This is a genomic window from Paenibacillus sp. J31R34, from assembly GCF_059383715.1.
Window position 1 is genome coordinate 1,286,326 of the sequence record NZ_JBXENU010000001.1, and the last position, 22,988, is coordinate 1,309,313.

The 22,988-nt window shown below is 48.2% G+C and carries 23 protein-coding genes; 5 read left to right on the forward strand and 18 right to left on the reverse strand.

Annotated features, from left to right (window positions below; all coding sequences use genetic code 11):
* Positions 1 to 245: 245 nt before the first annotated feature.
* Positions 246 to 830, forward strand: coding sequence for an ATP-dependent Clp endopeptidase proteolytic subunit ClpP (clpP, locus tag AC50YG_RS05175; RefSeq protein WP_341282624.1), 585 nt, complete (start codon positions 246 to 248; stop codon positions 828 to 830).
* A gap of 313 nt (positions 831 to 1,143) precedes the next feature.
* Here the strand turns inward: clpP and AC50YG_RS05180 are convergent, their stop codons facing one another.
* The 10 genes from AC50YG_RS05180 to AC50YG_RS05225 form a co-directional block, all read right to left on the reverse strand.
* Positions 1,144 to 1,656, reverse strand: coding sequence for an acyl-CoA thioesterase (locus AC50YG_RS05180; protein WP_341282623.1), 513 nt, complete (start codon positions 1,654 to 1,656; stop codon positions 1,144 to 1,146).
* 55 nt (positions 1,657 to 1,711) lie between these two features.
* Complete coding sequence (locus AC50YG_RS05185) at positions 1,712 to 2,671, reverse strand: nucleoside hydrolase (RefSeq protein ID WP_341282622.1); 960 nt, start codon at positions 2,669 to 2,671, stop codon at positions 1,712 to 1,714.
* Positions 2,672 to 2,838: 167 nt separating this feature from the next.
* Positions 2,839 to 4,569 carry a biosynthetic-type acetolactate synthase large subunit gene (gene ilvB, locus AC50YG_RS05190; protein ID WP_494825160.1) on the reverse strand — a complete coding sequence of 577 codons (1,731 nt, stop codon included), beginning with the start codon at positions 4,567 to 4,569 and terminating at the stop codon, positions 2,839 to 2,841.
* Positions 4,570 to 5,317: 748 nt separating this feature from the next.
* Positions 5,318 to 6,097 carry an ABC transporter ATP-binding protein gene (locus tag AC50YG_RS05195; protein WP_494825162.1) on the reverse strand — a complete coding sequence of 260 codons (780 nt, stop codon included), beginning with the start codon at positions 6,095 to 6,097 and terminating at the stop codon, positions 5,318 to 5,320.
* A gap of 38 nt (positions 6,098 to 6,135) precedes the next feature.
* Positions 6,136 to 6,942, reverse strand: coding sequence for an ATP-binding cassette domain-containing protein (locus AC50YG_RS05200; RefSeq protein WP_494825164.1), 807 nt, complete (start codon positions 6,940 to 6,942; stop codon positions 6,136 to 6,138).
* A 42-nt stretch (positions 6,943 to 6,984) separates the two neighbouring features.
* Positions 6,985 to 7,854 (reverse strand): nickel transporter permease, encoded by an 870-nt coding sequence (gene nikC, locus AC50YG_RS05205; protein ID WP_494825165.1) that lies wholly within the window; start codon positions 7,852 to 7,854, stop codon positions 6,985 to 6,987.
* The gene (gene nikB, locus AC50YG_RS05210; RefSeq protein WP_494825323.1) at positions 7,851 to 8,792 is read right to left on the reverse strand and encodes a nickel ABC transporter permease; all 942 of its coding nucleotides are present in this window, start codon (positions 8,790 to 8,792) and stop codon (positions 7,851 to 7,853) included. Before nikB ends, nikC begins: the two co-directional genes overlap by 4 nt.
* A 4-nt stretch (positions 8,793 to 8,796) precedes the next feature.
* Positions 8,797 to 10,398 (reverse strand): nickel ABC transporter substrate-binding protein, encoded by a 1,602-nt coding sequence (gene nikA / locus AC50YG_RS05215; protein ID WP_494825166.1) that lies wholly within the window; start codon positions 10,396 to 10,398, stop codon positions 8,797 to 8,799.
* A gap of 297 nt (positions 10,399 to 10,695) precedes the next feature.
* Positions 10,696 to 11,202: a hypothetical protein gene (locus AC50YG_RS05220; RefSeq protein ID WP_473759209.1), complete on the reverse strand. Its 507-nt coding sequence runs from the start codon at positions 11,200 to 11,202 to the stop codon at positions 10,696 to 10,698.
* A gap of 232 nt (positions 11,203 to 11,434) precedes the next feature.
* On the reverse strand, positions 11,435 to 11,992 hold the full coding sequence (locus AC50YG_RS05225) for a YdeI/OmpD-associated family protein (RefSeq protein WP_494825167.1): 558 nt from the start codon (positions 11,990 to 11,992) through the stop codon (positions 11,435 to 11,437).
* A gap of 136 nt (positions 11,993 to 12,128) precedes the next feature.
* Between AC50YG_RS05225 and AC50YG_RS05230 the strand changes: the two genes are divergently transcribed.
* Complete coding sequence (locus AC50YG_RS05230; protein ID WP_056037893.1) at positions 12,129 to 12,776, forward strand: metal-dependent hydrolase; 648 nt, start codon at positions 12,129 to 12,131, stop codon at positions 12,774 to 12,776.
* A 71-nt stretch (positions 12,777 to 12,847) separates the two neighbouring features.
* Positions 12,848 to 13,387 carry a GNAT family N-acetyltransferase gene (locus tag AC50YG_RS05235; RefSeq protein ID WP_494825170.1) on the forward strand — a complete coding sequence of 180 codons (540 nt, stop codon included), beginning with the start codon at positions 12,848 to 12,850 and terminating at the stop codon, positions 13,385 to 13,387.
* A gap of 144 nt (positions 13,388 to 13,531) precedes the next feature.
* Here the strand turns inward: AC50YG_RS05235 and AC50YG_RS05240 are convergent, their stop codons facing one another.
* The 3 genes from AC50YG_RS05240 to AC50YG_RS05250 form a co-directional block, all read right to left on the reverse strand.
* Positions 13,532 to 14,074 (reverse strand): histidine phosphatase family protein, encoded by a 543-nt coding sequence (locus tag AC50YG_RS05240; protein ID WP_494825171.1) that lies wholly within the window; start codon positions 14,072 to 14,074, stop codon positions 13,532 to 13,534.
* A gap of 29 nt (positions 14,075 to 14,103) precedes the next feature.
* Positions 14,104 to 14,874, reverse strand: coding sequence for a metallophosphoesterase (locus AC50YG_RS05245; RefSeq protein WP_494825173.1), 771 nt, complete (start codon positions 14,872 to 14,874; stop codon positions 14,104 to 14,106).
* Between the two features lie 247 nt (positions 14,875 to 15,121).
* Positions 15,122 to 15,544 (reverse strand): VOC family protein, encoded by a 423-nt coding sequence (locus tag AC50YG_RS05250; protein ID WP_473759219.1) that lies wholly within the window; start codon positions 15,542 to 15,544, stop codon positions 15,122 to 15,124.
* Between the two features lie 629 nt (positions 15,545 to 16,173).
* Between AC50YG_RS05250 and AC50YG_RS05255 the strand changes: the two genes are divergently transcribed.
* Together AC50YG_RS05255 and AC50YG_RS05260 are read left to right on the forward strand one after the other, a co-directional pair.
* Positions 16,174 to 16,758, forward strand: a complete 585-nt coding sequence (locus AC50YG_RS05255) for a zinc metalloprotease (RefSeq protein WP_494825175.1) — start codon at positions 16,174 to 16,176, stop codon at positions 16,756 to 16,758.
* A gap of 19 nt (positions 16,759 to 16,777) precedes the next feature.
* The gene (locus AC50YG_RS05260; RefSeq protein WP_494825176.1) at positions 16,778 to 17,458 is read left to right on the forward strand and encodes a hypothetical protein; all 681 of its coding nucleotides are present in this window, start codon (positions 16,778 to 16,780) and stop codon (positions 17,456 to 17,458) included.
* A gap of 136 nt (positions 17,459 to 17,594) precedes the next feature.
* Here the strand turns inward: AC50YG_RS05260 and AC50YG_RS05265 are convergent, their stop codons facing one another.
* The 5 genes from AC50YG_RS05265 to add all read right to left on the reverse strand — a co-directional run bounded on the left by AC50YG_RS05265 (position 17,595) and on the right by add (position 22,901).
* On the reverse strand, positions 17,595 to 19,817 hold the full coding sequence (locus AC50YG_RS05265; protein ID WP_494825177.1) for a heavy metal translocating P-type ATPase: 2,223 nt from the start codon (positions 19,815 to 19,817) through the stop codon (positions 17,595 to 17,597).
* A gap of 152 nt (positions 19,818 to 19,969) precedes the next feature.
* On the reverse strand, positions 19,970 to 20,470 hold the full coding sequence (locus tag AC50YG_RS05270; protein WP_494825324.1) for a GNAT family N-acetyltransferase: 501 nt from the start codon (positions 20,468 to 20,470) through the stop codon (positions 19,970 to 19,972).
* Between the two features lie 41 nt (positions 20,471 to 20,511).
* On the reverse strand, positions 20,512 to 20,877 hold the full coding sequence (locus tag AC50YG_RS05275) for an ArsR/SmtB family transcription factor (protein WP_494825178.1): 366 nt from the start codon (positions 20,875 to 20,877) through the stop codon (positions 20,512 to 20,514).
* A gap of 257 nt (positions 20,878 to 21,134) precedes the next feature.
* Complete coding sequence (locus AC50YG_RS05280; RefSeq protein ID WP_494825180.1) at positions 21,135 to 21,809, reverse strand: ThuA domain-containing protein; 675 nt, start codon at positions 21,807 to 21,809, stop codon at positions 21,135 to 21,137.
* Positions 21,810 to 21,848: 39 nt separating this feature from the next.
* Positions 21,849 to 22,901 (reverse strand): adenosine deaminase, encoded by a 1,053-nt coding sequence (add, locus tag AC50YG_RS05285; RefSeq protein ID WP_494825182.1) that lies wholly within the window; start codon positions 22,899 to 22,901, stop codon positions 21,849 to 21,851.
* Positions 22,902 to 22,988: the final 87 nt, after the last annotated feature.

Genomic DNA, 22,988 nt, shown 5'->3' on the forward strand with positions numbered 1-22,988 from the left:
ACCGTTTATTTTAAAATATAGGAAAGGATATGATTTTCTCATCCTTTCTCTATATTTCTCGGACTGAAACGCGCCGCGCCGCCAAAGGACGGAGACAGCCGTTTCACCTTGTAAACGAATGAAGTCTCTATTAAGATACGCGGATGAGCAAAAAAAAGCTTGCAGTGCTGCATATCCTTTTCGCCCCCGATAATCGTTTACTAAGTGAAAGCAAATATCCAACGGAATAAATGGAGGTATAACCTATGACCAATTATGTGCCTTACGTAGTGGAGCAAAGCGCGCGCGGCGAAAGATCCTATGATATTTATTCACGGCTGCTGAAGGATCGCATCATCTTTCTTGGCTCAGCGATTGACGACCAGCTCGCGAACAGTATCGTTGCCCAGCTGCTGTTTCTCGCGGAGGAGGATCCAACGAAAGACATCAGTATCTATATTAATAGTCCGGGCGGCTCTACTTCAGCAGGCTTTGCCATCTATGACACGATCCAATATATTAAGCCGGATGTCAGTACGATATGTGTGGGGCTTGCAGCATCCTTCGCCGCTATTCTACTGCTTGCAGGTGCTGAAGGCAAGCGCTTTGCCCTGCCCAACAGCGAGGTAATGATCCACCAGCCGCATGGCGGCGTTCAGGGCCAAGCAAGCGATATTGCGATTTCTGCCAATCGGATTATTCGTATTAGAGAGCATCTCAACCAGATAGCCTCCGCGCGAACCGGCCAGCCGCTGGAGAAAATCCAGCTGGACATGGACCGCGATTATTTCCTCTCCGCAGAGGAAGCCGTACAATACGGCATAGTGGATCGCGTCATTACTACCTTATAATACAAGGACAGCAACGCCCCTTCCGGCTTATCGGCTAGAAGGGGCGCTGCTGCTATTCCGATTCTATTTAACCGCGCTGCCACTGCGTCGCCATGACTTTCGCTCTCATCTGCTTTATAATAAAGTAAGAATTGATGAAAGTTGGTGTCCATGTGAGCGGCAAAAAAGCAGTTTATATCGTTCTAGGCATATGTACAGGCCTCGCCTTGTTTGTATACACATGCATTCAGTACGTGCTGTCCTTGCGGCCTTAATCGCAGCAGCGATACAACCGCAAGCACAATCTATACATTCTGGCAGCTATCATTTACACTCAGTCCCAAGGATGCTTTACCGTCAAAAATTCAGCAAAGCGTTTACTCTGCTCGCGGCGGGTACGGCGCATTTCTGCCCGCTGCTCTGCTGTTTCAAATAGCTTAAGCTCCTCTTCCGTTTCGGGAACGACCGCTGGCACCACAACCGGACGCTTGTCCGAATCAAGTGCAACGAATGTCAGAAAGGACGTCGCCGCCACTTCCCGTTCTCCACGCAGCAAATCCTCTTTCACCACTTTAACGAACACTTCAATGGAGGAACGGCCCGTCCAAGTAACGAACGCTTCAAGACATACGGAATCCGTTGGGCGGATGGGATAAAGAAAATCGACCGAATCCGTCGAAGCGGTAACAACGGATCGGCGGCAATGCTTCGTCGCCGCAATGGAGGCAATATCATCGATATAGGCCATCAGTTTCCCGCCAAACAGCGTATTATGATTATTCACATCTGTTGGAAACACCCTTGCTGTTTTATAACATCTAGATTCCCGCGAAAAACGCTGCTCCATCTGCCAAAATCCTCCCTTAATTACATACACGTAACTTATCTTTCATGATCTAGCTTTATTCGCTCCAGAATACCGACATCATTTGGCGAATCGCTCTGGCCGAATCCACCTCAACGCAAAACTCCACACTTCTGCCCACAGATGGACGTGGTCTTCTGTCTGTTACAATCATACCCGCTGTCAGCCCGCTGCTGCAATCGACGACGGCGTTAAATTTTTGTGTCGTAACGAGCGACGGATTAAGCGCTACAAGAACGGCAAGCGCATCATGCATCGGACATTCCTCAATAAAATAGTTCACCTTGCGGTAAAATTCAAAATAAACGCCAAGCGATTCATTCAAAAAGCGGATGATTGCTTGCTTATTTTCTGGCGCGTAGCGCGCAAGCTTCTCCAAATCAGCCCCGGTAAGCCTTGTAGGCACAGTCACATCAAGCCCGACAATCGTGAGTGGCACATTCGATGCAAAAACCGCAGCCGCCGCTTCAGGGTCGGCATAGATATTAGCTTCTGCAACTGGCGTGACATTGCCGGGTGCAAACAGCGTGCCGCCCATCGTCACCACCTGCTTCAGCTGCCCTGCAAGCTCAGGCGCTTTTTCCAGCGCAAGCGCCAAATTCGTCATTCTTCCCGTCGTCACCAGAGTGAGCTCTCCTGGATTTTCCGCAGCCTTGCGAATAATGAAATCAACCGCATTTTCCTTCAGCGGCTGTTGAGAGGAAGGTGGAAGATGCGCATCTCCAATACCATTATGCCCATGAATATGCGCATCCGTTCCACGCGAAGGCCTTACGGTAGGCGCTACCGCCCCTGCTGCAACTGGCACCTCGTAGCCGCAATTGGCAAGCTGTACTACTCTTAGCGTATTATCTGTAGCTTGCTCCACCGTCGTATTTCCGTAACCTGTCGTAATGCCCTCCACCTTAATTTCAGGAGAAAGCAGCGCGTATAAAATCGCGATGGCATCATCGACCCCAGTGTCTACATCGAGTATAATTCGTTTTCTGTCGCTCATCGCAAGTCTCCCCTTACCCATTGTGTCGAAGCAGCCATGCTCAGGCTCGGCACCCGCTTCTTTCCTCCTCATTGTAAACGATGAAAGCTGACACTGACAAAGCCTATCTGCACAAAACAACAGCATTTATTTAATCACATAAAACAAATCGCCGCTCAGCCGCTTTATTATTCAAAATCTCCCATAATCATCTGATCCAAGGTCGTTCCGGCTAAAACCATCGGATATACATTCTCATCTGTTGGCACGACAAACTCAACAAGTACAGGCCCCGGTGTGTGCAATGCCTCCTCCCAGACGCGAATAGCCTCTTCTTTATTGCTTGCTCTTAGCCCTTTAATGCCATACGCTTCTGCAAGCTTAACGAAATCTGGGCTGCCGGCAAGATCGATCTGGCTATAGCGCCTTTCGTACATAAGCTCCTGCTGCTGCTTAACCATGCCAAGCACTTGATTGTTAATAACAACGATTTTAACGGGAATCTGGTTGATCGCACAAATCGCCATCTCTTGCGCACACATCTGCATGCCCCCGTCACCGTTTATGGAGACAACTAGTCGGTCTGGGTTTCCGATTTGAGCACCGATAGCAGCGGGGAAGCCAAAGCCCATTGTACCTAGGCCCCCGGAGGTAATGAGCGAACGGGGATGCTTGAATTTGTAAAATTGAGCGGACCACATTTGATGCTGCCCCACGTCCGTCGAAATAATTGCATTTCCTTGCGTCGTTTCATGAATCATTTCAATAACAAATTGCGGTTTAAGCTCCGTATCGGAATCCTTGTATCTCAAGGGATACAGCCTTTTATTTTGCTGCACTTCAGCAATCCAGCTGCTCGATTGTGAGCTTACCGCGAGCGTATTGGCATATTGCAGCACAACCTTTATATCTCCGATGCATGCTATGTCCGTTTTAATATTTTTTCCAATTTCAGCTGGATCGATATCGATATGGGCAATCCATTTTGCTTGCGGAGCAAAGCCATCGAGCTTCATCGTCACCCGGTCGTCAAATCGTGAACCTATTGAAAGGATGAGGTCAGCGTTTTGGATAGCCATATTCGCCGCATACGCACCATGATGGCCTGGCATACCGAGCCATAAATCATGTGCACTTGGGAAACCGCCCAAACCAAGCAGGGTCGTCACAACTGGCATATTGGTTTTGTTCGCAAATTCGATAAGCTCATCGGAGGCATTTGAATAAACGACGCCACCACCCGCTATAATAACGGGTTTTTGAGCTTGGGCAATCGCCTTGATTAATCGATCTATTTCCGCATGATTCGGAATCGGATTGCCGTGATAACCGCGTATATGAATTGGGCTAGTTGGCTGCGCCAGCATTTTCTGATTTGAAACGTCTTTTGGAATGTCAATTAAAACCGGACCTTTCCTCCCCGTGCTTGCGATATGAAACGCTTCATGGATAATTCGCGGAAGCTCCTGAGCGTCACGTACCAGATAACTATGCTTCGTTATTGACATCGTCATGCTAACGATATCGGCTTCCTGAAAGGCGTCCGTACCCATTACCGCTGTTGAGACATTACCCGTAATAATAACTAATGGCACAGAATCATAATAAGCAGTCGCAATGCCGGTCACTAGATTCGTCGCCCCTGGACCGGAAGTAGCAATGCAAACGCCCACTTTCCCAGTTGACCTGGCATAGCCGTCAGCCGCATGAATAGCCCCTTGCTCATGCCGGGTCAAAATATGCTTGAAATCCCGATTATGAACCATCGCATCATAAATATACAGGACATTTCCCCCCGGGTAGCCAAATACACAATCTACCCCTTCCGTCAGCAAGCCGCTTAATAGCAGCTCCGATCCGGTTACCCATTTCTGATCCTGCTGCTGTAATTCGCTCGTAAGTATAGTTGATTTATCCATGTGACTGCCTCCTTGAAATATAAATAGCCCCTCTCATCCGCAAGCGACGGCAAACTTCTGCCATGCTTAAGGGACGAAAGGGGCAATCATTTCGTGGTACCACCCTGATTCACTGGAATCTTGCGATTTCAGCCTCATGAGATAGGGCTATGCCCTACCTGCCGCACGATAACGTGTGCCATTCCGTTTGAGTCTACTTACGGGTGCCCAGCGCACACAGGCTCCGCTTTCCATCAAAAGCTCCGAGATGACGGCATACAAGGATTATGGCAAAGGTCTCAGCACTCCCCCTGCTCTCTGAGCATAATCGCTAATGTATGTTTTCTCTTCCTCGCTTTTCCTATTTTTGAAAATAGAAAAACCCCTCTCATCCGCAAGCGATAGCAAACTTCTGCCATGCTTAAGGGACGAAAGGGGAAAAATTTCGTGGTACCACCCTGATTCACTGGAATCTTGCGATTTCAGCCTCATGAGATAGGGCCATGCCCTACCTGCCGCACGATAACGTGTGCCATTCCGTTTGAGTCTACTTACGGGTGCCCAGCGCACACAGGCTCCGCTTTCCATCAAAAGCTCCGAGATGACGGCATACAAGGATTATGGCAAAGGTCTCAGCACTCCCCCTGCTCTCTGAACATAATCGCCTTCGTATGTTTTCTCTTCCTCGCTTTTTAAGATGGTTCTGATAATAGCACAGTTTCTAAAATGTTTCAAATTATAATTTTATATGTTGTTTCAGACAAGACGGCTAGCTCGCCGCCTCCACCAGCAGCTTGGTGTAGAGATGCCGATCCTCATGTGTCAACTCGGAGCTTGCAAACTCGTCAATCATTTCTCCATCCTTCATAACAATCATTCTATCGCTCATATATTGGACGGAGGCTATGTCATGGGAAATAAACAAATAGGACATGCCCAGTGTTTGCTTCAAGCTTTTGAGGAGCTGCAAAATTTGGGCCTGAACGGATACGTCGAGGCTTGAGGTTGGCTCGTCACAGACGAGCAGCTTCGGGTTCAAGCTGATCCCCCGAGCGATAGCGACCCGCTGCCGCTGCCCGCCGCTGAGCTCATGCGGATAACGGGCCAAATGATCCATAGGCAGGCCGACAAGCTCTAACAGCTGCGCCGCCATACCGAGCCTATCTGAGCGATCGCCCGTCAGAAAAGGCGGCATTACCTTAGGGAAATTATCAAGCGGCTCCATGATCGAACGCCAAATGGGCATTTTGCTGTTAAGCGCGGCGTTCGGGTCCTGAAATACGACCTGCACATGCTGCCGCTGCTCTCTAAGTGCCACCCCCTTTAGCTGTAGCAGTGGAACATCATCCAGCCATACTTCACCGCTATCCGGTCGCTCCAGCGCCAAAATCACTTTGCCTAATGTGCTTTTTCCACTGCCGCTTTCGCCAACAACGCCAAGACATTCACCCCTCGCAATTTGCAGCGAAATTTCTTTCAGCGCATAAACCTGCTCCTTCGATTTCATGAAGGTTTTACTTAAACGCTCTACACGCAACAAAGGATGCACCTGCTGTTCACCTCCTAAATTCCCGTACGTTAAGTCATTTATGATATATATGGCCTTGCATTCAATAGCTGCTGCGTATACTCATGATGGCAGTGATACAAAATGTGCTCTGCTGTATCCAGCTCAACAATATGCCCGTCCTTCATGACGGCTATCGTCGAAGCTCGTTTCACCACATGCCGCAGATCATGTGAAATGAGCAGTACTGCGCAGCCCGTTCGCTTCTGAAGGCTGGAAAGCACATCCAGCACCTTTTCGCCCGAAAGCGCATCCAGCGCCGTCGTCGGCTCATCTGCTATAAGCAGCGAAGGCTGAAGCATCATCGCCGCAGCAATGGCAGCCCGTTGAAGCTGCCCGCCGCTTAGCTGGAAGGGATAGCTGCTATAGACACGCTCCGCAGGCAGCCCTACCTGCTCCAGCCATTCCAACGCATGCACCTTTGCCTGCCGCCTTGTCAGCTTCTCATGAGAACGCAGCGTTTCATTCATCTGCTTGCCAACCGTAATAAATGGTGTAAAGCTCTCCTGATAATTTTGAAAAATAAATCCGATTTCGCGTCCACGCAAACCTCGCCGCTTCTTATCCGCCCACGCTAGAACATTTTCCCCGCGAAAGCGAATTTCCCCGCTGCCTATGCCAAGTGAGCTGGACATCAAGCCAAGCACAGCACTTGCGGTTACACTTTTTCCGCTGCCGCTTTCCCCTACAAGTGCAAGTGTCTCGCCTCTAGGGATGACGAAGCTAACGCCATGAACGAGCGGGCGCAGCTGCTTCCCCTGGCGCGTGAAAATTTGCAGCTGTGAAACCTCCAGCACTGGCATTTCCTTATCCATTATTTGCAGCATTAGGTCATACGCCTCCTTTCCCTTGCTAACCTCGAATCGATACTAGCGACTGCGGACATCCAGCGCTTCGCGCAGCCCTTCACCGAGCAGATTGCAGGCAATGACGATCGCCATAATGGCAAGTCCCGGATAAATCATGAGCTGCGGCGCAGATTGAAAATAAGGTCGGCCATCATTGAGCATGGCGCCCCATTCCGGCGTTGGCGGCTGTGCGCCAAGTCCCAGATAGGAGAGCATCGAGATGATCATAATGATTTTCCCAATATCTAGTGCTGCCAGTACGATGACAGGAGAGATTATTTGAGGCAGCAAGTGGCGGCGCAAAATCGTCCAAGTGCTGCAGCCCGCAACCTTTGCCGCCAGCACATATTCCTTCTCGCGCTCAGATAAGGCAACGCTGCGCACAACCCGGGCGTAGCCAATCCATTTCACCAGCACAATGGCAAAAATCAAATTAGGCAGGCTGGGTCCAAGAAAACCAGCAAATGCGATAGCAAAAATAAATTCCGGCAGCGCCCCCATGCCATCTACAAGCCGCATAATAATCGAATCGAGGCGTCCGCCGATATAGCCCGAAATAAGCCCCAATGGAACGCCAAGCACGATTACCGTAACAATGACAATGGCTGAGATGCCTAGCGTAAGCTGCGCACCTATAACAAGCCTTGTGAAAATGCATCTTCCGAGATGATCCGTTCCGAGCGGGTATTGCCAGCTTGGGGAAAGCAGCCGTTCTCCCATTTGCACAGTTAAAGGATCATTAGGTACAATAATAGGCCCAAACAGCGCAAGCAGCACGATGATTCCAAGCAAGCCCATGCCCAGCATCATCGTACGGTTATGCAGCATTTGCCGGCCCGTCTGGCTCCGTCTGAGCGGCAATGAAAGCTCCGCTGTTATTTTCCCATTCATGAGGCGGCTCCTTTCCCTAAGCGAATTCGCGGATCAAGCAAGCTGTAGCTGAGATCTACTAGCAGATTGACGACAACAACGAATAGTCCCGTCGCCAGCACATACCCTTGAATAATCGGATAATCCCGTTCAAAAATCGCCTCAAGCGCCAGGCTGCCAAGGCCCGGCCAAGCAAACAGTGTTTCAATGACGACAGAACCTGCGAGCAAATTGCCGAAGCTGACGCCGAACACTGTAATAACCGGAAGCAGCGCGGCACGCAGCGCATGTCCCATTAATATGCGGCGTTCAGCTAGCCGACGTGCCCTTGCTGCTTTAATATAATCCTGGGATAGACTGTCCAGCAGCCCGGAGCGCAGCAGCCTTGCATAGACAGCAGCCATTGCAAAACCGAGCGTAATGGATGGCAAAATCATATGTGCGAAGCTGCCCTTGCCGCTTGTCGGCAGCCACCCTAGCTTTAATGAAAATAAGTAGATGAGCAGCAGCCCCATCCAAAAGCTCGGAATCGACGCGCCAACAAGTGCGAGTATGCGGGACACATGATCCGGCCAGCGGTTTGGATAGCGCGAAGCGATTAGGCCGAGCGGGAGTGCAATGGCTACCATGACTGCAAGGCCGCTAGCTGTCAGCTGAATCGTCGCCGGCAGCTTATCCAGCAGCTCATCCAGCACCGGACGGCCTTTTAAATACGAAGTGCCCAGATCAAGCTGGATTAGCCCGAGCATCCATTTTCCGTATTGCACAAGCACGGGCTGATCGAAGCCAAGCTCCTCCCGAAGTGCAGCTTCATCGGCCTGTGTAATCGACATTTCATCAGCATGCAGCAAGGTAAGCACAGGGTCGCCAGGAGCGAGCTTCATCAGAATAAAAATAACTAAGGATAAAATAAAGAGTACAAATATGAGTTGAATCAAACGTTTTTTTATGAGCTGCAGCACGTTAAGACACATCCATCTTGTTTGTAACTAAGTAATATTCTTCAGGTCCTGGTGTCCAACCAGTCACCTTCTTATTCATGCCTACAATTATGTTTGGATAGACCGCATAGGAATGCAGAGCCTGCGCTTTAATTACCGCAGCGGCAGCTTGGGTAAGCTTTACGCGCTGCGCTGCGTCACCCGTAGCATTCAGCTGTGCAAGGATTGCGCTCAGTTCGTCACTGCTAATATTAGCCGGATTAAGCGAACCTCCAACTGTAAACGCCGAATTCAGGAAAAAGCCTCCATCCCCGCGCGGAGCTGTCAAATTGCTGTAAGTGGCCAAATCCCAATCGCTATTATCCCGCAAATACGTATCTACATTTTCAACGTTCTTTATCGTTAACGTTATGCCAATTTTAGCGGCATCGGATTGCAGGAGCTGGGCAATGAGCGGAAGCTCTGGCCGGCCTTTATAAGTAACGAGCTCAAGGGTCAGCGGCTTTCCATCCTTCTCCAGCTTGCCGCTGCTGCCTTGTGCATAGCCGGCTTGTTCGAGCAGTTGCTTCGCCTTGTCCGTATCGAGCGGTTGGACCGCTTCCTTGCTGCCGAAAGGCAAATTCGCGTTAAATGGACCATTGGCAGGAGAAGCATTGCCCAGCATGACGTCCTTCGCCATGCTTTCACGGTCAATGAGCAAGTCCAACGCCTGTCTGACCAATACGTCTTTTAAAGCGGGCTGCTGCTGATTGTAAAGCAGGAAATGCGCACGCAAGCCAGCAAGCGACTCTATTTTCAAGTCTTGATCCTGTTTAATGACATCGACCATTTCGGCTGGAAGCTGAAATGCTAGATCGGCCTCCTTCGCCTGAAGCGCCAGTGCCCGAACATTGCCGTCCTCATTAAATTTGAACGTAATTTCTTCAAGCTGTGCGGCACCATCCCAATAGCTGTCATAACGGGCCAGATTTATTTCCATATTCGGCGTGAAGCCTTTTACTTGAAAGGGTCCCGTACCGATTGGCGCCTTATTAAACGCTTCGGTACCCACTGCTTGCTCAGCCGCCACATCGATAATGCCGCTATATGGATTTACAAGCTCAGATGGAAAAGCTGGCAGTGGCTCCGTTGTCGTAATGGTAAGCTCCTGGCCTTCCGCCTTCATAGAAGCGATCTTAAGTGTCATGTCCAGCGCCTTGTTCACGCCTATGCCGCGTTCAAGCGAAGCTTTAACAGCAGCCGCATCAAGCTTAGCACCATTATGAAAGGTAACGCCTTCGCGAATTATAAAACGCCACGTGGAGGCATCTACCGACTCCCATTCGGACGCTAGCCACGGCTGAAGCTCCAGTTTGTCATCCATACGTACAAGCGTTTCAACTACGCCCGCTTTCAAAACAATATAATCATTATGCGGATCCAAACTTCCACTCTTAAAATGGTAGAGCAGCGTCAGCTTTTTTCCCGCTTTATTTTCCGCAGCAGCAGTGCTTTGACCAGCATTTCCGGTCTCCGATGATGGATTTCCAGCTTTTCCGCAGCCTGCAATGACCATAGACAGAACGAGCAGCAGGATGGTGAAAAATAATCGTTTATTCGTTTTATTCCCCTTCAATAACAGCATAACCAAGCTCCCTCTCCCTTTCGGGCATATCTTTCGCGCTAAATATATGTAATCATTACGATTAGTATTCAAATAAAAAACGAGCGCTTTAGCTCGTTATCTATTCGTAATATTTACTATCAGGAATGATACCATGGCCTTCTTTCCTGTGTCAATCGATTGTCATCAACTTTTTTTAATGCAAAATAAAAAGCTGCTATGCATAATCGCATAACAGCTTCGCTTGCAGCTATTCATCAAGTCCAGAGTTAGGGTTATGTGTTCCTTGGCTCGAATGCCCCGGATTCACACTCTGGCTTACGGGATATATTGCTGAACAATTTTCACAATTTCCCCGTCTTTAATCGTAACGTGATAAGGGAAATTTTTCAGATGAAATGGATCATCGGAATTCATAATCGAGACGAATTTGTCAACGGTGATCGGCTCATTCCATTGAATATCTGCTTCTGCAGCGTTGCCCGTACGATTGTAAATTTGCATGAATACTTCAGCATCTGCTGCAATCGGCAGGTCGTGAAGCTGAGGATCGTCATTGACAATGTAGTAGCCATCTGGTGCATCCGTCATTTCAGCATCTTGCTCATGCTGGCGGAACTGAACGTTCGCCGCCTCTCCTTCGTACCACTGAATTTCATCATATGTAACGACGAAGGCGTTATTTTGTTTCATTATATGATCCATGTAAACGGTCGTTTGATTAATCGGACTGCTGGATGCATTACCTTTTCCATTATCTACGGCTAAACCTAGTGTTAATAAACAAGCGATGGCGAGTGCTGCGCTGAGAATTGCTTTTTTCATTTTGTACCGCTCCCTTACTCGTTTCTATGCTAATAACTATACAACGCAGATACGGCGAAAAGTGTTGCAAAAAAGAAACAAAAAAAATTTTCTTTAAATATAAGCATTTATAAGTTCCTCCCTTATAATCGGCTTATATTTCAACGCGAAACGGTAGCTTTGCCGCCAAAGGACGGCTTTCGGCCGTTTACGCTTGTCACTTTTTGACGATTGGCGTAAATTGCTGTAGGGTTCATCCGCTGGCGGAGTCTTCAATCAAGGTGCGAAGCCGCTTGCTGCGCGTCTCCTCCTTCTTGGCACTAATCACCCACCACAGGGCCGTTTTCTGATAAGTTGCACGCTGCTCCTGAAAATAGCTCCATGCCGCTGCCTGCTCCCTGAAAGCCACTTCCTCCTCTGGCGCCAGTACAATGTGCTCCGGCTTCTGCTCATAAGCATACACGGAAGATTTCGCTTCCTTGCGCCGTTCATAAGCAGCAAGCCCTGCTGATTGCATTAGTCCGCTTTCACTTAGCTCCGTAACACGCTGTATATTAACAGAGCTCCAGATACTGCCTTTTTTCCGCGCCGTAAAGCGTATTTTGTAATTCTCTTTATCTATGCTTTTGCGAATGCCATCAATCCAGCCAAAGCACAGCGCTTCATCTACTGACTCAGGCCAGCTAATGGATGGCTTCCTGCTGCTTTTTTTACGAAAACCGACCCAAAGCATCGCCTCCTGTTCATGATTATGCTCCAGCCAGCTGCGCCATTCGGCAGGCGATTCAAAAAATATAATGGTTTCTTCCATCCTTATACCTCCCCACTTGTAATATACGAAAGAAATGATGCGTACTCTTGTTCCCTTCGGCTGTTTCTAGTATAATAACATAGCGAACATACGTTTGAATACACAGCTGGATAATAGCCAGGCATTAGGAGGAACAATGAAAGGCACGACACATCTTACGATTGGCATGGCTATTGGAGCCGGTGCGGCAGCTTATTATTCCTTCACCCCTGCGAATGCGGCTGCTTATGTAGCCGTTGCCGCAATCTCCGCCTTAAGCGCGGATCTGGATGGCCCCAGTATTTTGAGCAGCAAGCTCGGCAAAGTGTCCAAGCTCATTCATGATTTGCTCATTTGGGGCGGCGTTATTATGATTGCGATTGTCAGCTACTTGTATGTGGTCAATCATACCGTTGGCTGGAAGCTGCTTGTTGCTTCCGTTGGCGTCGTGCTGCTTGGACTCGTTGCGAAACGCGGTGTCATCCGCAATGCACTTGTCAGCGCTATCGGCGGAGCCTTTGTGTATGGCGGCTTCTGGTTCGGCATGAACTGGCTTATCGGCCTGGGTGCATTCGTGGCCGTGGCGCCTTGGCTTAAGCATCGCGGCATGACCCATACGGTATGGGCTACAGCGGCATGGGGCGCAATCGCATGGGGACTGGAGCAGCAGCTTCATCTTGAAGGCATTATGCGAGTGGCCATTATCGGATACTTATCCCATTTATTCGCAGATACGTTGACGCCGAGTGGGGTCAAATGGCTTTATCCGCTATACAAGAAGCCGTTTAAGCTTAGCATTTTTTAAACGCCCGCTTCTATCCCCGTTGGCCGCACCTTCGATTTCAGGTGCGGCTATTTAGAAAGGAGAACCGATAGATGACAATAAAGCAGAGCATTTATTTAAAGCCCCTTGAGCTTGCTGATGCCGAGGCCATGCTTGTGCTTAGATTAAGCAACCAAGCCTTTCTCCAGCCTATAGATCCCGTTCGCCCCGATAACTTCCTGACCTTGGAAGGCCAGCAGGAGCATATTAGTCTTGGCATACAGAAGCTGGCTGAAGCTGCTTCTTTTCCATTCGGCATTATGCTGGGGCAGCAGTTAATTGGCCGAATTGAGTTGTCTAATGTGATACGAGGACCCTTGCAAAATGCCAATGTCGGTTATTTTCTCGATCGGGCACATCAAGGCAACGGTTATGTATCGGAGGCCGTTCGCTTGGTCACCGCTTATGCTTTCGGGCAGCTCGGTCTGCACCGCTTGCAAGCTGGGGTAATGCCGCGAAACACGCCTTCCATTCGTGTTCTGGAGCGTGCAGGCTTTCGCCAAGAAGGCCTTGCCCTTCGCTATTTAAAAATTAATGGGGTTTGGGAGGATCACCTTCTCTTCGCCTTGACTGCAGAGGAATGTGAGTCCTGAAATATAGGAGAAACATTCCTCTGCTAAGCGAAACGCATCGTATACTCTGCTTCTTATAGCGAGTGTACGATGCGTTTTTTGCAATAGAAAAAAGCAGCTCGTTTTCCTCATAAGGATAAGCTGCTTACGACATCTTTTATTTTGCTAATCGGCCATCACTGATTTGAACTCATATGTCTTGTAGTCCCCATTAGCTGATGAGTACCTCGTAATATTTCCATCATCCGGTATGCCATTGAAGTAAGCACCAATACAGCCCGTTGTGCAAGCATGTCCGGATATTAAAATATTAACCTCTTTGCCTTCATTCTTCGCCTCAAGCTCACTCATAAAACCAAAAATTCGTTCAGCAAAATGATCGGTTTCTTCTACTCCTTTATAGACTTTTGAATCAGGAGTAAAACCTTTCATTTTCACTTCGCTCGCTTTTAATTTATCCGCTTCCCCTAAATCGAAAGCATCGAGCCTTGCATCTATTATGGCAGTTGCGCCGGTTGCTATTTCAGCTGTTTGCACAGCTCTTTCTTGCGGCGAGGAAAATACAAAATTAAAAGTGACGTCCCGCAGTCTCTCTCTTAGCTGCTCCGCTTGTTTTATCCCCTGCACATTTAATGGCAGTCCCGATCTTCCTTGCATTCTTTGTTCCTTGTTATAATCGGTTTGCCCATGTCTAACTACATAAATCATTGGTACGTTCCCCCTTTGCTATAGCCGTTCTACAATTGATGCACCGTTACTTCACTGCGAATAAGGAATCTGGCGTTGGGCTCAGTCTGGCTAATGCCTTTGGAAATATAGAAGGTGCCGTTGCTCCATTTATGCTGGCCTTTATAAAAGCCAGAAGCAGCGAGCTTCCCCTTGTTAATAAACCGGAACAAAAATGGAACATTAAACTGCATGCCATGAAAATGACCCGACATGAGATAATCATAGGAATGCTTAATATGAAGCACCGTATTGGGATCATGTGCGAGCACGATAATGGGCTTTGAAGAATCAACGTGGAGAAAAGCTTTTCCCGGCTTGCTTTTTTGGCTGCTCCAATCATCAATTCCAACCAGCTGAAATGCACCTAAATCGATGCTCTCGTTAGTCAGAACGATAACGCCTTCCCGTTCCAGAAGCTTCTTCAGTTCGCGCACTCCGGAAGGCTTTATCCGGTGGTCGTGATTGCCATATACCGCATAAACCGGAATGCCGGCTGCGCAAATCACTTTCACATACTGCCTAACCTTCGGTAAATAACTCAGCCTCTGGGTAAAGTCTCCGGTAAGAAATATGTATGCCGGCTGCTCTTTGGCAATCAGCTTCTGGATTCGCCTTGGACTGATACGAATATTTTCAACATGCAGATCGCTAATTTGCAGCACCTTGAGCCCTAACCCCGCCGGATAGTGGTAACGCTCCACCTTAAACCACTGCGTCGGCAATATGAAAAACAAATAAAATAGCAGCGCAAGCGCCGCAACTATCATAACAACGACCATGCAAGCCCTCCTTACTACTAAAACCGCTAACAAGGTGAAACGTCTGGCTCCGTCCTTGGGCGGCGCAGCGCGTTTCAGTCCGAGAAATGTAGAGAAAGGATGGGGACATCATATCCTTTCCTATATTTTAAAAATAGCGGCCCGCCTTCATAATGGGAGGCCATAAGCCGGAACAGCCGAAGGCATCGCCTTCGGCTGTTGCAGCATTTTTGACATGAATGTTTCTTGCTTATAGCCTGCCGATTGCTTACAGCTGATTGTCACCTGTGCTTTGGAAAAATTCAATAATCTCTCCGTTGGGGCCTTTTACGAAGGCGATTTTCACTGGGGTTGGCGGATTGTCGCCAAGCACAGCATCCTTTGTTTCCACCGTTACTACCGCGCCAGCAGCTACTGCTGACTGAACGGCAAGCTCTATATTTTCGGAGCGGTAAGCTAAATGGAAATAGGAGCCTTCGTCCGCCACCGGCGCCTTGCCGCCAGCGAATACTTCAAGGTAGTTGCCATCGCCGCTATCGAGCATAATAACGCGGCCATCCCCTTCACCCCAGCTATGTCTTGGCGTAAAGCCGAGTCCTTCTGTATAAAACTTTACGGTTGCTTCAAAGTCAAATGCGCGCAGCGCGATGTGATGAAGGCCGCCGCCGCCAATTTTTGCATTTTTATTCATTGGATGCTGTCCTCTCCCAGTAACGAAATGAAGTACCCTTTTAGAATACCCGATTCATAGGTGGACGGGCAACCCTGCCATTAGCATCAGCGAAATGATTTGGCCGTTCAAGGCTAACTACTAATTCTGTGGAAGCGATCGACAGGCCGATAATGTGATCATCGAAATCTTCAGACATGTAGCGATGAAAGGGGCGAGTAACCGGCACATAAATATAATCTTGAACCCAAACAATCCCGCCTCTTTGGATACAAATTCATATCCAATAATTCGTTGCTCTGCAATTTAATCATTTTGCAAGTGAAAAATGCAGTGTTTTGCTGCTCCTGTGGAATACAGAGGTCCACAAAACTAATGTCTTATTTACTTGCCGTAAACGCAACATTAAGTATACCAACTTCGTTTCTAAAGTAGAATAGTCCCATTTCCTAGAATGCGTAAATATAGTACTAAATAACTAATTTTTACTCATTTCAGAAAATAAGAAAGAAAATTATATTAATTTCATGATATATACATTAATATGAAAAGTATAAAAACATAGAAAGGAAGATTTTTTAGAGATCAATTTATTAAATCCTTTAATCAGGAACTGCGGTTCGAATATTCAATATGAGGAGATGTCATTTATGGTTAAAAAAGTTAAAAATATTGTTTTGGGGATAACTATTATCTCATCGTGCGTAGTGTTACCTTTTACAGCAAGTGCTGCACCATTAACAAATGCTGATGCTTTCTGGCCGGGGGGATATGCATCTACTGTATATTCTCACATTGATTATTGGGAGGATCCTGGGGTAGCATCACTAGGATATGATTATTTTGCAGCTAATTCTAGAGCAGATTATGCGGGAATATCAAATGCTACTATATCTTTTTATAAACAATCCACATCACCTGGAGCAGACATGCGGTTCTTTGCTGGAAGATACGCTGATGATTGGTATGGTTATTGCCAAACTTATAAAGCTGACGGAACAATAGCAGACATTGACGAAAATTTTGTAAGTGCACACGTTAGAATGAATGATCGGACATTGGATTTAGATAATTTTTCAAATTCTGAGCGCCACTATAATATGCTTCATGAATTGGGTCACGCTTTATCGTTGGCTCATCAACCTGCAGGTGAAGATACGGTCATGAAACAAGGACAGCATAGCTATACCGACCCAACATCCGTTGATAAATCGAATATTGCTTGGAAATATTAATTGAGAGGTAGTGGGAAAAATGAAAAAACAAGTTCTTGTAACATGCAGTCTAATCACTGCAATAAGTGTAATATTAATGGGCTGTGGATCTCAAATTGGAAATTCCTCGTACAATAATTCTAATTCAGTTAAAAATAGGGAAGTTGGAGAAGTTCAACTTAATACAGAAGTCAAAAATCCTGAAGTTAAAATCACAAAAATCGCTGTTGGAGAAGCCAATCATAAAATCTATAATGATCTTAGTGAAATTGAAGATCGTGCAGATCTTATTGTCAATGTAAATTATACTGGGGATTCTAAGACCCATAATTATCTAGGAGAAAGTGGGGAAATTGCTTATTCCAATACACTTTCTACAGTTGAAGTGAAAAAAACATATAAAGGTGATGTGCAAGAAAAGTCAGTAATTGGTGTGTACCAACCAGCCTTCATTGAAAATAGTACAATAAGTACTGTTGAAGGGTACAATTTGATGAATCAAAAAGGCAATTATATTTTATTCTTGAAAAAGCTTGATAACGAAACTGCTTATTCAATTATTGGTATGTATCAAGGTAAATTCGACTTAAGTATTAGTGAAAAAGTTGTTGAAAATGTTACCGATCTATCCAGTGCCGAGAGAATTCAGAGCGAATATATGGGAAGTAATGTTGACCATTTTAACAAACTAAAGGAACAAGTTGAAAAAAAATACAAATAATCTTGGTATCAAATTAAAAAGCAAAAAATAGGCATCAATATATTCATTTATTTAATTGACGGTTAACAATGGAGTGAAAACAAGCTGCCAACAATCGGGAGCTTGTTTTCGAAAAACGATCTAATAGAAATAAAAGTCACGCTTTGATTTTCATCCGCTGCAAGCGCAGGGCATTGAGTACAACCGATACGGAGCTCAGCGCCATCGCCGCCCCTGCCAGCCAAGGAGCGAGCAGGCCCGCTGCCGCTATAGGAATACCGATGACATTGTAGGCCAGCGCCCAGAACAGGTTTTGTTTAATGTTGCTCATCGTCTTTTTGCTCATCGTTATGGCGTCGACAATGCTGTTTAAATCGCCGCGCATAAGCGTAACATCTGCCGTCTCCATCGCGACATCCGTTCCTGTACCCATCGCCATGCCAATGTCCGCTGCTGCCAATGCCGGGGCATCATTAATGCCGTCCCCGACCATCGCTACTTTCATCCCTGCCTCCTGAAGCTTTTTGACCTCATCCGCTTTGCCTTCCGGCAATACGCCAGCAATAACATGCTCAATTCCCGCTTCGCTCGCAATAGCCGCCGCAGTCCGTGGATTATCTCCTGTAATCATCATGACCTGAATGCCAAGCAGCTTGAGACGATCAATCGCTTGCCTGGATGAAGGTTTAATCGTATCCGCAACCGCAATCATACCGGTATATTGGCCATCAACAGCTGTCAGCATGACTGTTTTTCCGGCTTTCTCCAGCTCGGCCATTGACGCTTCACCGTTGTGCTCAACAGCGTAACGCTCCATTAAAGCACGCGTTCCGACAACTACATCGCGGCCCGCCACAGTTGCCCGAATGCCAAAGCCCGGAATTGCTGTAAATTCAGTCGCTTCGGCAAGTGCAATGTTCCGCGCTTCAATTGCGTCTACAATGGCCTCGGCCAGCGGATGCTCCGAGCTTTTCTCGGCTCCGCCAACGAGGGCAAGCAGCTCCTGCTCTGATACATTAGCTCCCACGATAACATCGGTCAGCGAAGGCTTGCCTTCCGTCACCGTGCCCGTTTTATCTAGCAGCACCGCTGTAATATGATGCGTTGATTCTAGATGCTCACCGCCCTTGAACAAGACGCCTACTTCTGCTGCACGGCCAGATCCAGCCATTATAGAAGTTGGAGTAGCAAGTCCGAGCGCGCAAGGACATGCTATAACGAGCACCGCAATGGCTTTCTCTAGTGCTTCGGCGAATAAACCGGGCTCGATCCATAAAAACCACAAGGCGAAAGTAACAACGGCGATACCGACAACGATCGGAACGAAGATGCCGGAAATACGGTCAGCTATTCGCTGAATCGGTGCTTTCGAGCCCTGTGCCTGCTCGACAATATGAATAATTTGCGCCAGCGTCGTATTTTTGCCAACCTTCGTAGCCTGAATACGCAAGACGCCATTTTTATTAATAGTCGCCCCAAATACCTGATCACCTGACTGCTTGTCAACAGGGAGACTTTCTCCAGTCAGCATCGATTCGTCTATCGCCGAGCTACCGTCCAGCACTACGCCATCGACCGGAATTTTGCCACCCGGCTTCACAATAAGCTGATCGCCAATGATTACCTGCTCGACCGGGATGCTCATTTCAGAGCCGTCGCGCACCACGAGTGCAGTTTTCGCCTGCAGACCCATGAGCGAGCGAATCGCTTCCGATGAGCGGCCTTTAGCGAGCGCTTCGAACCATTTTCCAAGTAAAATCAACGTAATGAGCAAGGCGCTTGTCTCATAATACAGCTCCTGCATAACGGGCATATTAGCCATTCCAACATGCTCTTCAGGCTTCAATGTCAAATACAAGCTGTAAAAATAGGCTGCCGAAGTTCCAAGTGCTACCAAGACATCCATATTCGCGCCCCCACTGCGCAGCGCATTAAATGCCCCCTTATAGAAGGGCCAGCCGATTATAAATTGTACAGGGGTCGCCAGCGCCAGTTGAAACCACGGATTGAGCAATAAATCTGGCACCCATATAAACGACGTAAATGAAAAATGCGCGGCCATCGCCCACAAAAGCGGCAGCGACAGTATCGCCGATAGGATGAACTTCAGCTGCTGCTTGCGGATCTCGTCACGCCGGCGGTCCGTTCCTTGCTTCTGCTCTACCTTCTCCTCAGCTGTAAATCCAAGCTGCTCGATCCGCTTAATGACCGCAGCCAAATCAATCGTATCTGCACGATATTCGACATGGCTCGTCTCCATTGTAAAATTGACTGTCGCTTGCGATACGCCATCCAGCTTATTTAAGCCTTTCTCTATGCGATTCGCGCATGCCGCACATGTCATACCCGAAATTTCCAGCGTTGTTTGCCTGTTTTCCATCCTGATTGCCACCTTTTTATACCCTGTGGGGGTATCTGTTGTTGCGTTTATCATATAATACCCCATGGGGGTATGTCAAGGGTTGACCCAATCTATGTCAAAAAAAACGACCCAAGCGCTACGCGCCTGAATCGATCTGGTTATAAGTACGTTTATGTAACGCTCGCATCCATATGTACCGTCTGCCATTCATCCTGATCTTCAGCCGTTATGGCAAAGCCCTGACGCTGCCAAAAATCGACTGCCCCCTTTAGAAAACGATGTGTATGCAAATACGCTACGCTATAGCCCTGCTGTGCGATAAAACGTTTGGCCTCTGCTGTAAGCAGCGAGCCTAGGCCGCTTCTGCGGCTGCTTGCCGCTACGTAGCATTTTACAATTTCGGCGGCCGGGCGGTCCGCTTCATACATAGCCGTTTCAATTCGGTTATCATAGGGCTGCACACCGATGCACCCCTGTATTTCCCCTTGCTCTGAAAGGGCCAGAAAAAAACCAGCTCCCGCTTGATGCAAATAATGCTCCGAGAAATTCACGAGATCGGGCGACAAACCATTTGCCGCAAACATTGGCATGACCTCAACACGGACTAGCGCTGCAAAAGCGACAGCGTCCGCAATATGTTCCTCGCTAGCCTGTATAATAATTGGCGGCATTTCTGTCACGTCTAGATCCTCTCCTTATCTGGACGCAGCACTTAGCTGTGATGCAAATGCTGCAGTGTCTGGATGAAAATTTCCTTTACATGATCATCGTCAAGCGAATAATAGACGGTTTTCCCGACTTTGCGGCGCTTTACGATGCGCACATTGCGCAAATAACGCAATTGATGTGAAATTGCCGACTGTGCCATATCCAACACGACGCATAAATCATGCACGCACAGCTCTTGCGAAAGCAGCGCATAAATCATTTTAACCCGCGTCGGGTCGCCTAGCGCCTTGAACATTTCAGCCAAATCAATGGCCGTCTGCTCCTCAACCTTTGCGGTAAGCAGATCTGCACCCTCCTGCTTCGTCCCTATACAGGTGTCGTCACATTGCTCTTCTATCACTTTGTCCATTCGAACCCACCACCCTCTAATCGTAATGCTTATGATCTTATTATAGCAGACAAAAGCGCAGTTCCTCTATCATTTGCAGGAACCGCGCTTTTCAAGCATATATAAAGCCAAAATGATCTTGCAAGGTGAAACGGCTGTCGCTGTCCTTTGGCGGCGCAGCGCGTTTCAGTCCGAGAAATATAGAGAAAGGATGGAAACATCATGTCCTTTCCTATATTTCAAGGTGAAACGGCTGTCGCTGTCCTTTAGCGGCAAAGCTACGCCATCCGCGCGCACCACTGCACACAGGCATTCACCAGCTCGCCCAGCACCGGATGCAGCAGGCTTTCGCGATTATGCGCGGGCGTCAAGCAACATACGCGGCCTTCTCCGTAGGCATGGGACCAGCCGCCAATCGACTGCCCATCCTCGGAATACGTACGCATAAATACCGTTGTTGCTGCTTCATCACAATGGACAAAATAATGCTCATCGACTGTTTCAAACGCCAGATCTGCCGCTATATTCACTTGCTCCTCGCCGGGACGCCAAGCAGGCTCAACCGTTAAAGAACGCACAAGCTTCTGCTCGGGATGATGCTGAAAATAACCCCGCGTCATCTGCACGTAGCCACCATCTGCCGGATACGATGCAAGCCCTGAATGCCAAGCGAACCAGCCTCCACCAGCCCTGACATACCGCAATATCGCCTGCTCTGTCTCCTCGCCGAGCCATTGCTGTACCTGTTCATCAGCGGGGTTAATATTATTATCTTTGTACAAAATGACCGCATCTGGCTTTGCTGCCAGCTCCTCCGCCAAATATTTGACCGTTGTATAGCTGAGCTCGATGTCCCCCGACGCCATTAATGGCGCTAAGCTTTGCTGCAAGCCCTCGGCAATGGCCTCCGCAGGATGATAATAATCCCCAATTACGGCTAAAATGGTTCGCATACGTCATTTCCTCCATTGTTTCCGAATCAGGGACTCTCCTTATACGGCAGGCTTCACTCCCGCAGCTGCAAGCCCCTGTTCTATGTCGGCAATCAGCTGCCGTTTTTCAGCCTGCTCCAAAAAGGCCGCATGGGCGCTGTTCAAAATCAGCCTGCCGATTTCCTCCAGCGTCACGCCGCATTTTTGCATCAACAGCTCATATTCCAAACCAATCGTCGTACCCGAAACCGTCAGATTATCCGTATTAATGGTCGCCCGAATGCCTGCTGCCAGAAAAGCTTTAATCGGATAAGCATCCCAGCCGCTAACCGCCTTTGTCTGTATGTTGCTTAGCGGGCATAGCTCCAGCGGCGTGCCTGTACGGCGTACCATTTCCATAATAGCAGGATTTTCCGTAATGCGCACGCCATGGCCGATACGGGTGGCTCCAAGGCTCTCAATCGCTTCCTGCACATTTTGCGCGCCGCCCGCTTCCCCGGCGTGAATTGTAATCGGCAGCCCCTTGCTCGCTGCGAGATTAAATAAGGAACGATGCAGCTCTGGCGGGAAGGATGCTTCATCACCAGCCAAATCTACCGCTGCGATTCCATCGCCATGCAGCTTGGCGGCGGCCAGTATGACCTGTTCATTGCGCTCATAAGCGTCATGGCGCAGGCAGATGGCGATACCCCGCGCTTTTACGCTGAAATCCCGTTCTCCACGCCGCAAGCCATGAATGGTGTGGCGCATAGCCTCCTCCAGAGACAAACCTCCTTTAATATGCAGCAGCGGTGCAAATCGCACCTCGATATAACGGCAGCCTTGTTTCGCCGATTGCTCAACCACTTCATAAGCTACGCGCTCCAGCGCCGCTGGCGTTTGCAAATAGGGCTCGACAAAAGCAAATTTGCTCAAATATTCTTTTAAGCTATTGCAGCTCTCATCTGCAAGCATCCATGGAGTAAGGTCGCTGCCTGCCTCAACGGGCAGCTCCTTGCCTTGCTCCTTTGCCAGCTCGCGCAGCGTATTGGGCAAAACGCTGCCATCTAAATGCAAGTGCAAATCGATTTTGGGCAGTTTTTTCAATTGCTCCCGTACCACTACATCTTTCATCGTAAGCACTCCTTTAAATTTAAAATGCTAGCCAAAGCTATAGCAAACCGCCGAACCAGGTTAAACGGCTGAAAGCCGTCTTCTAGC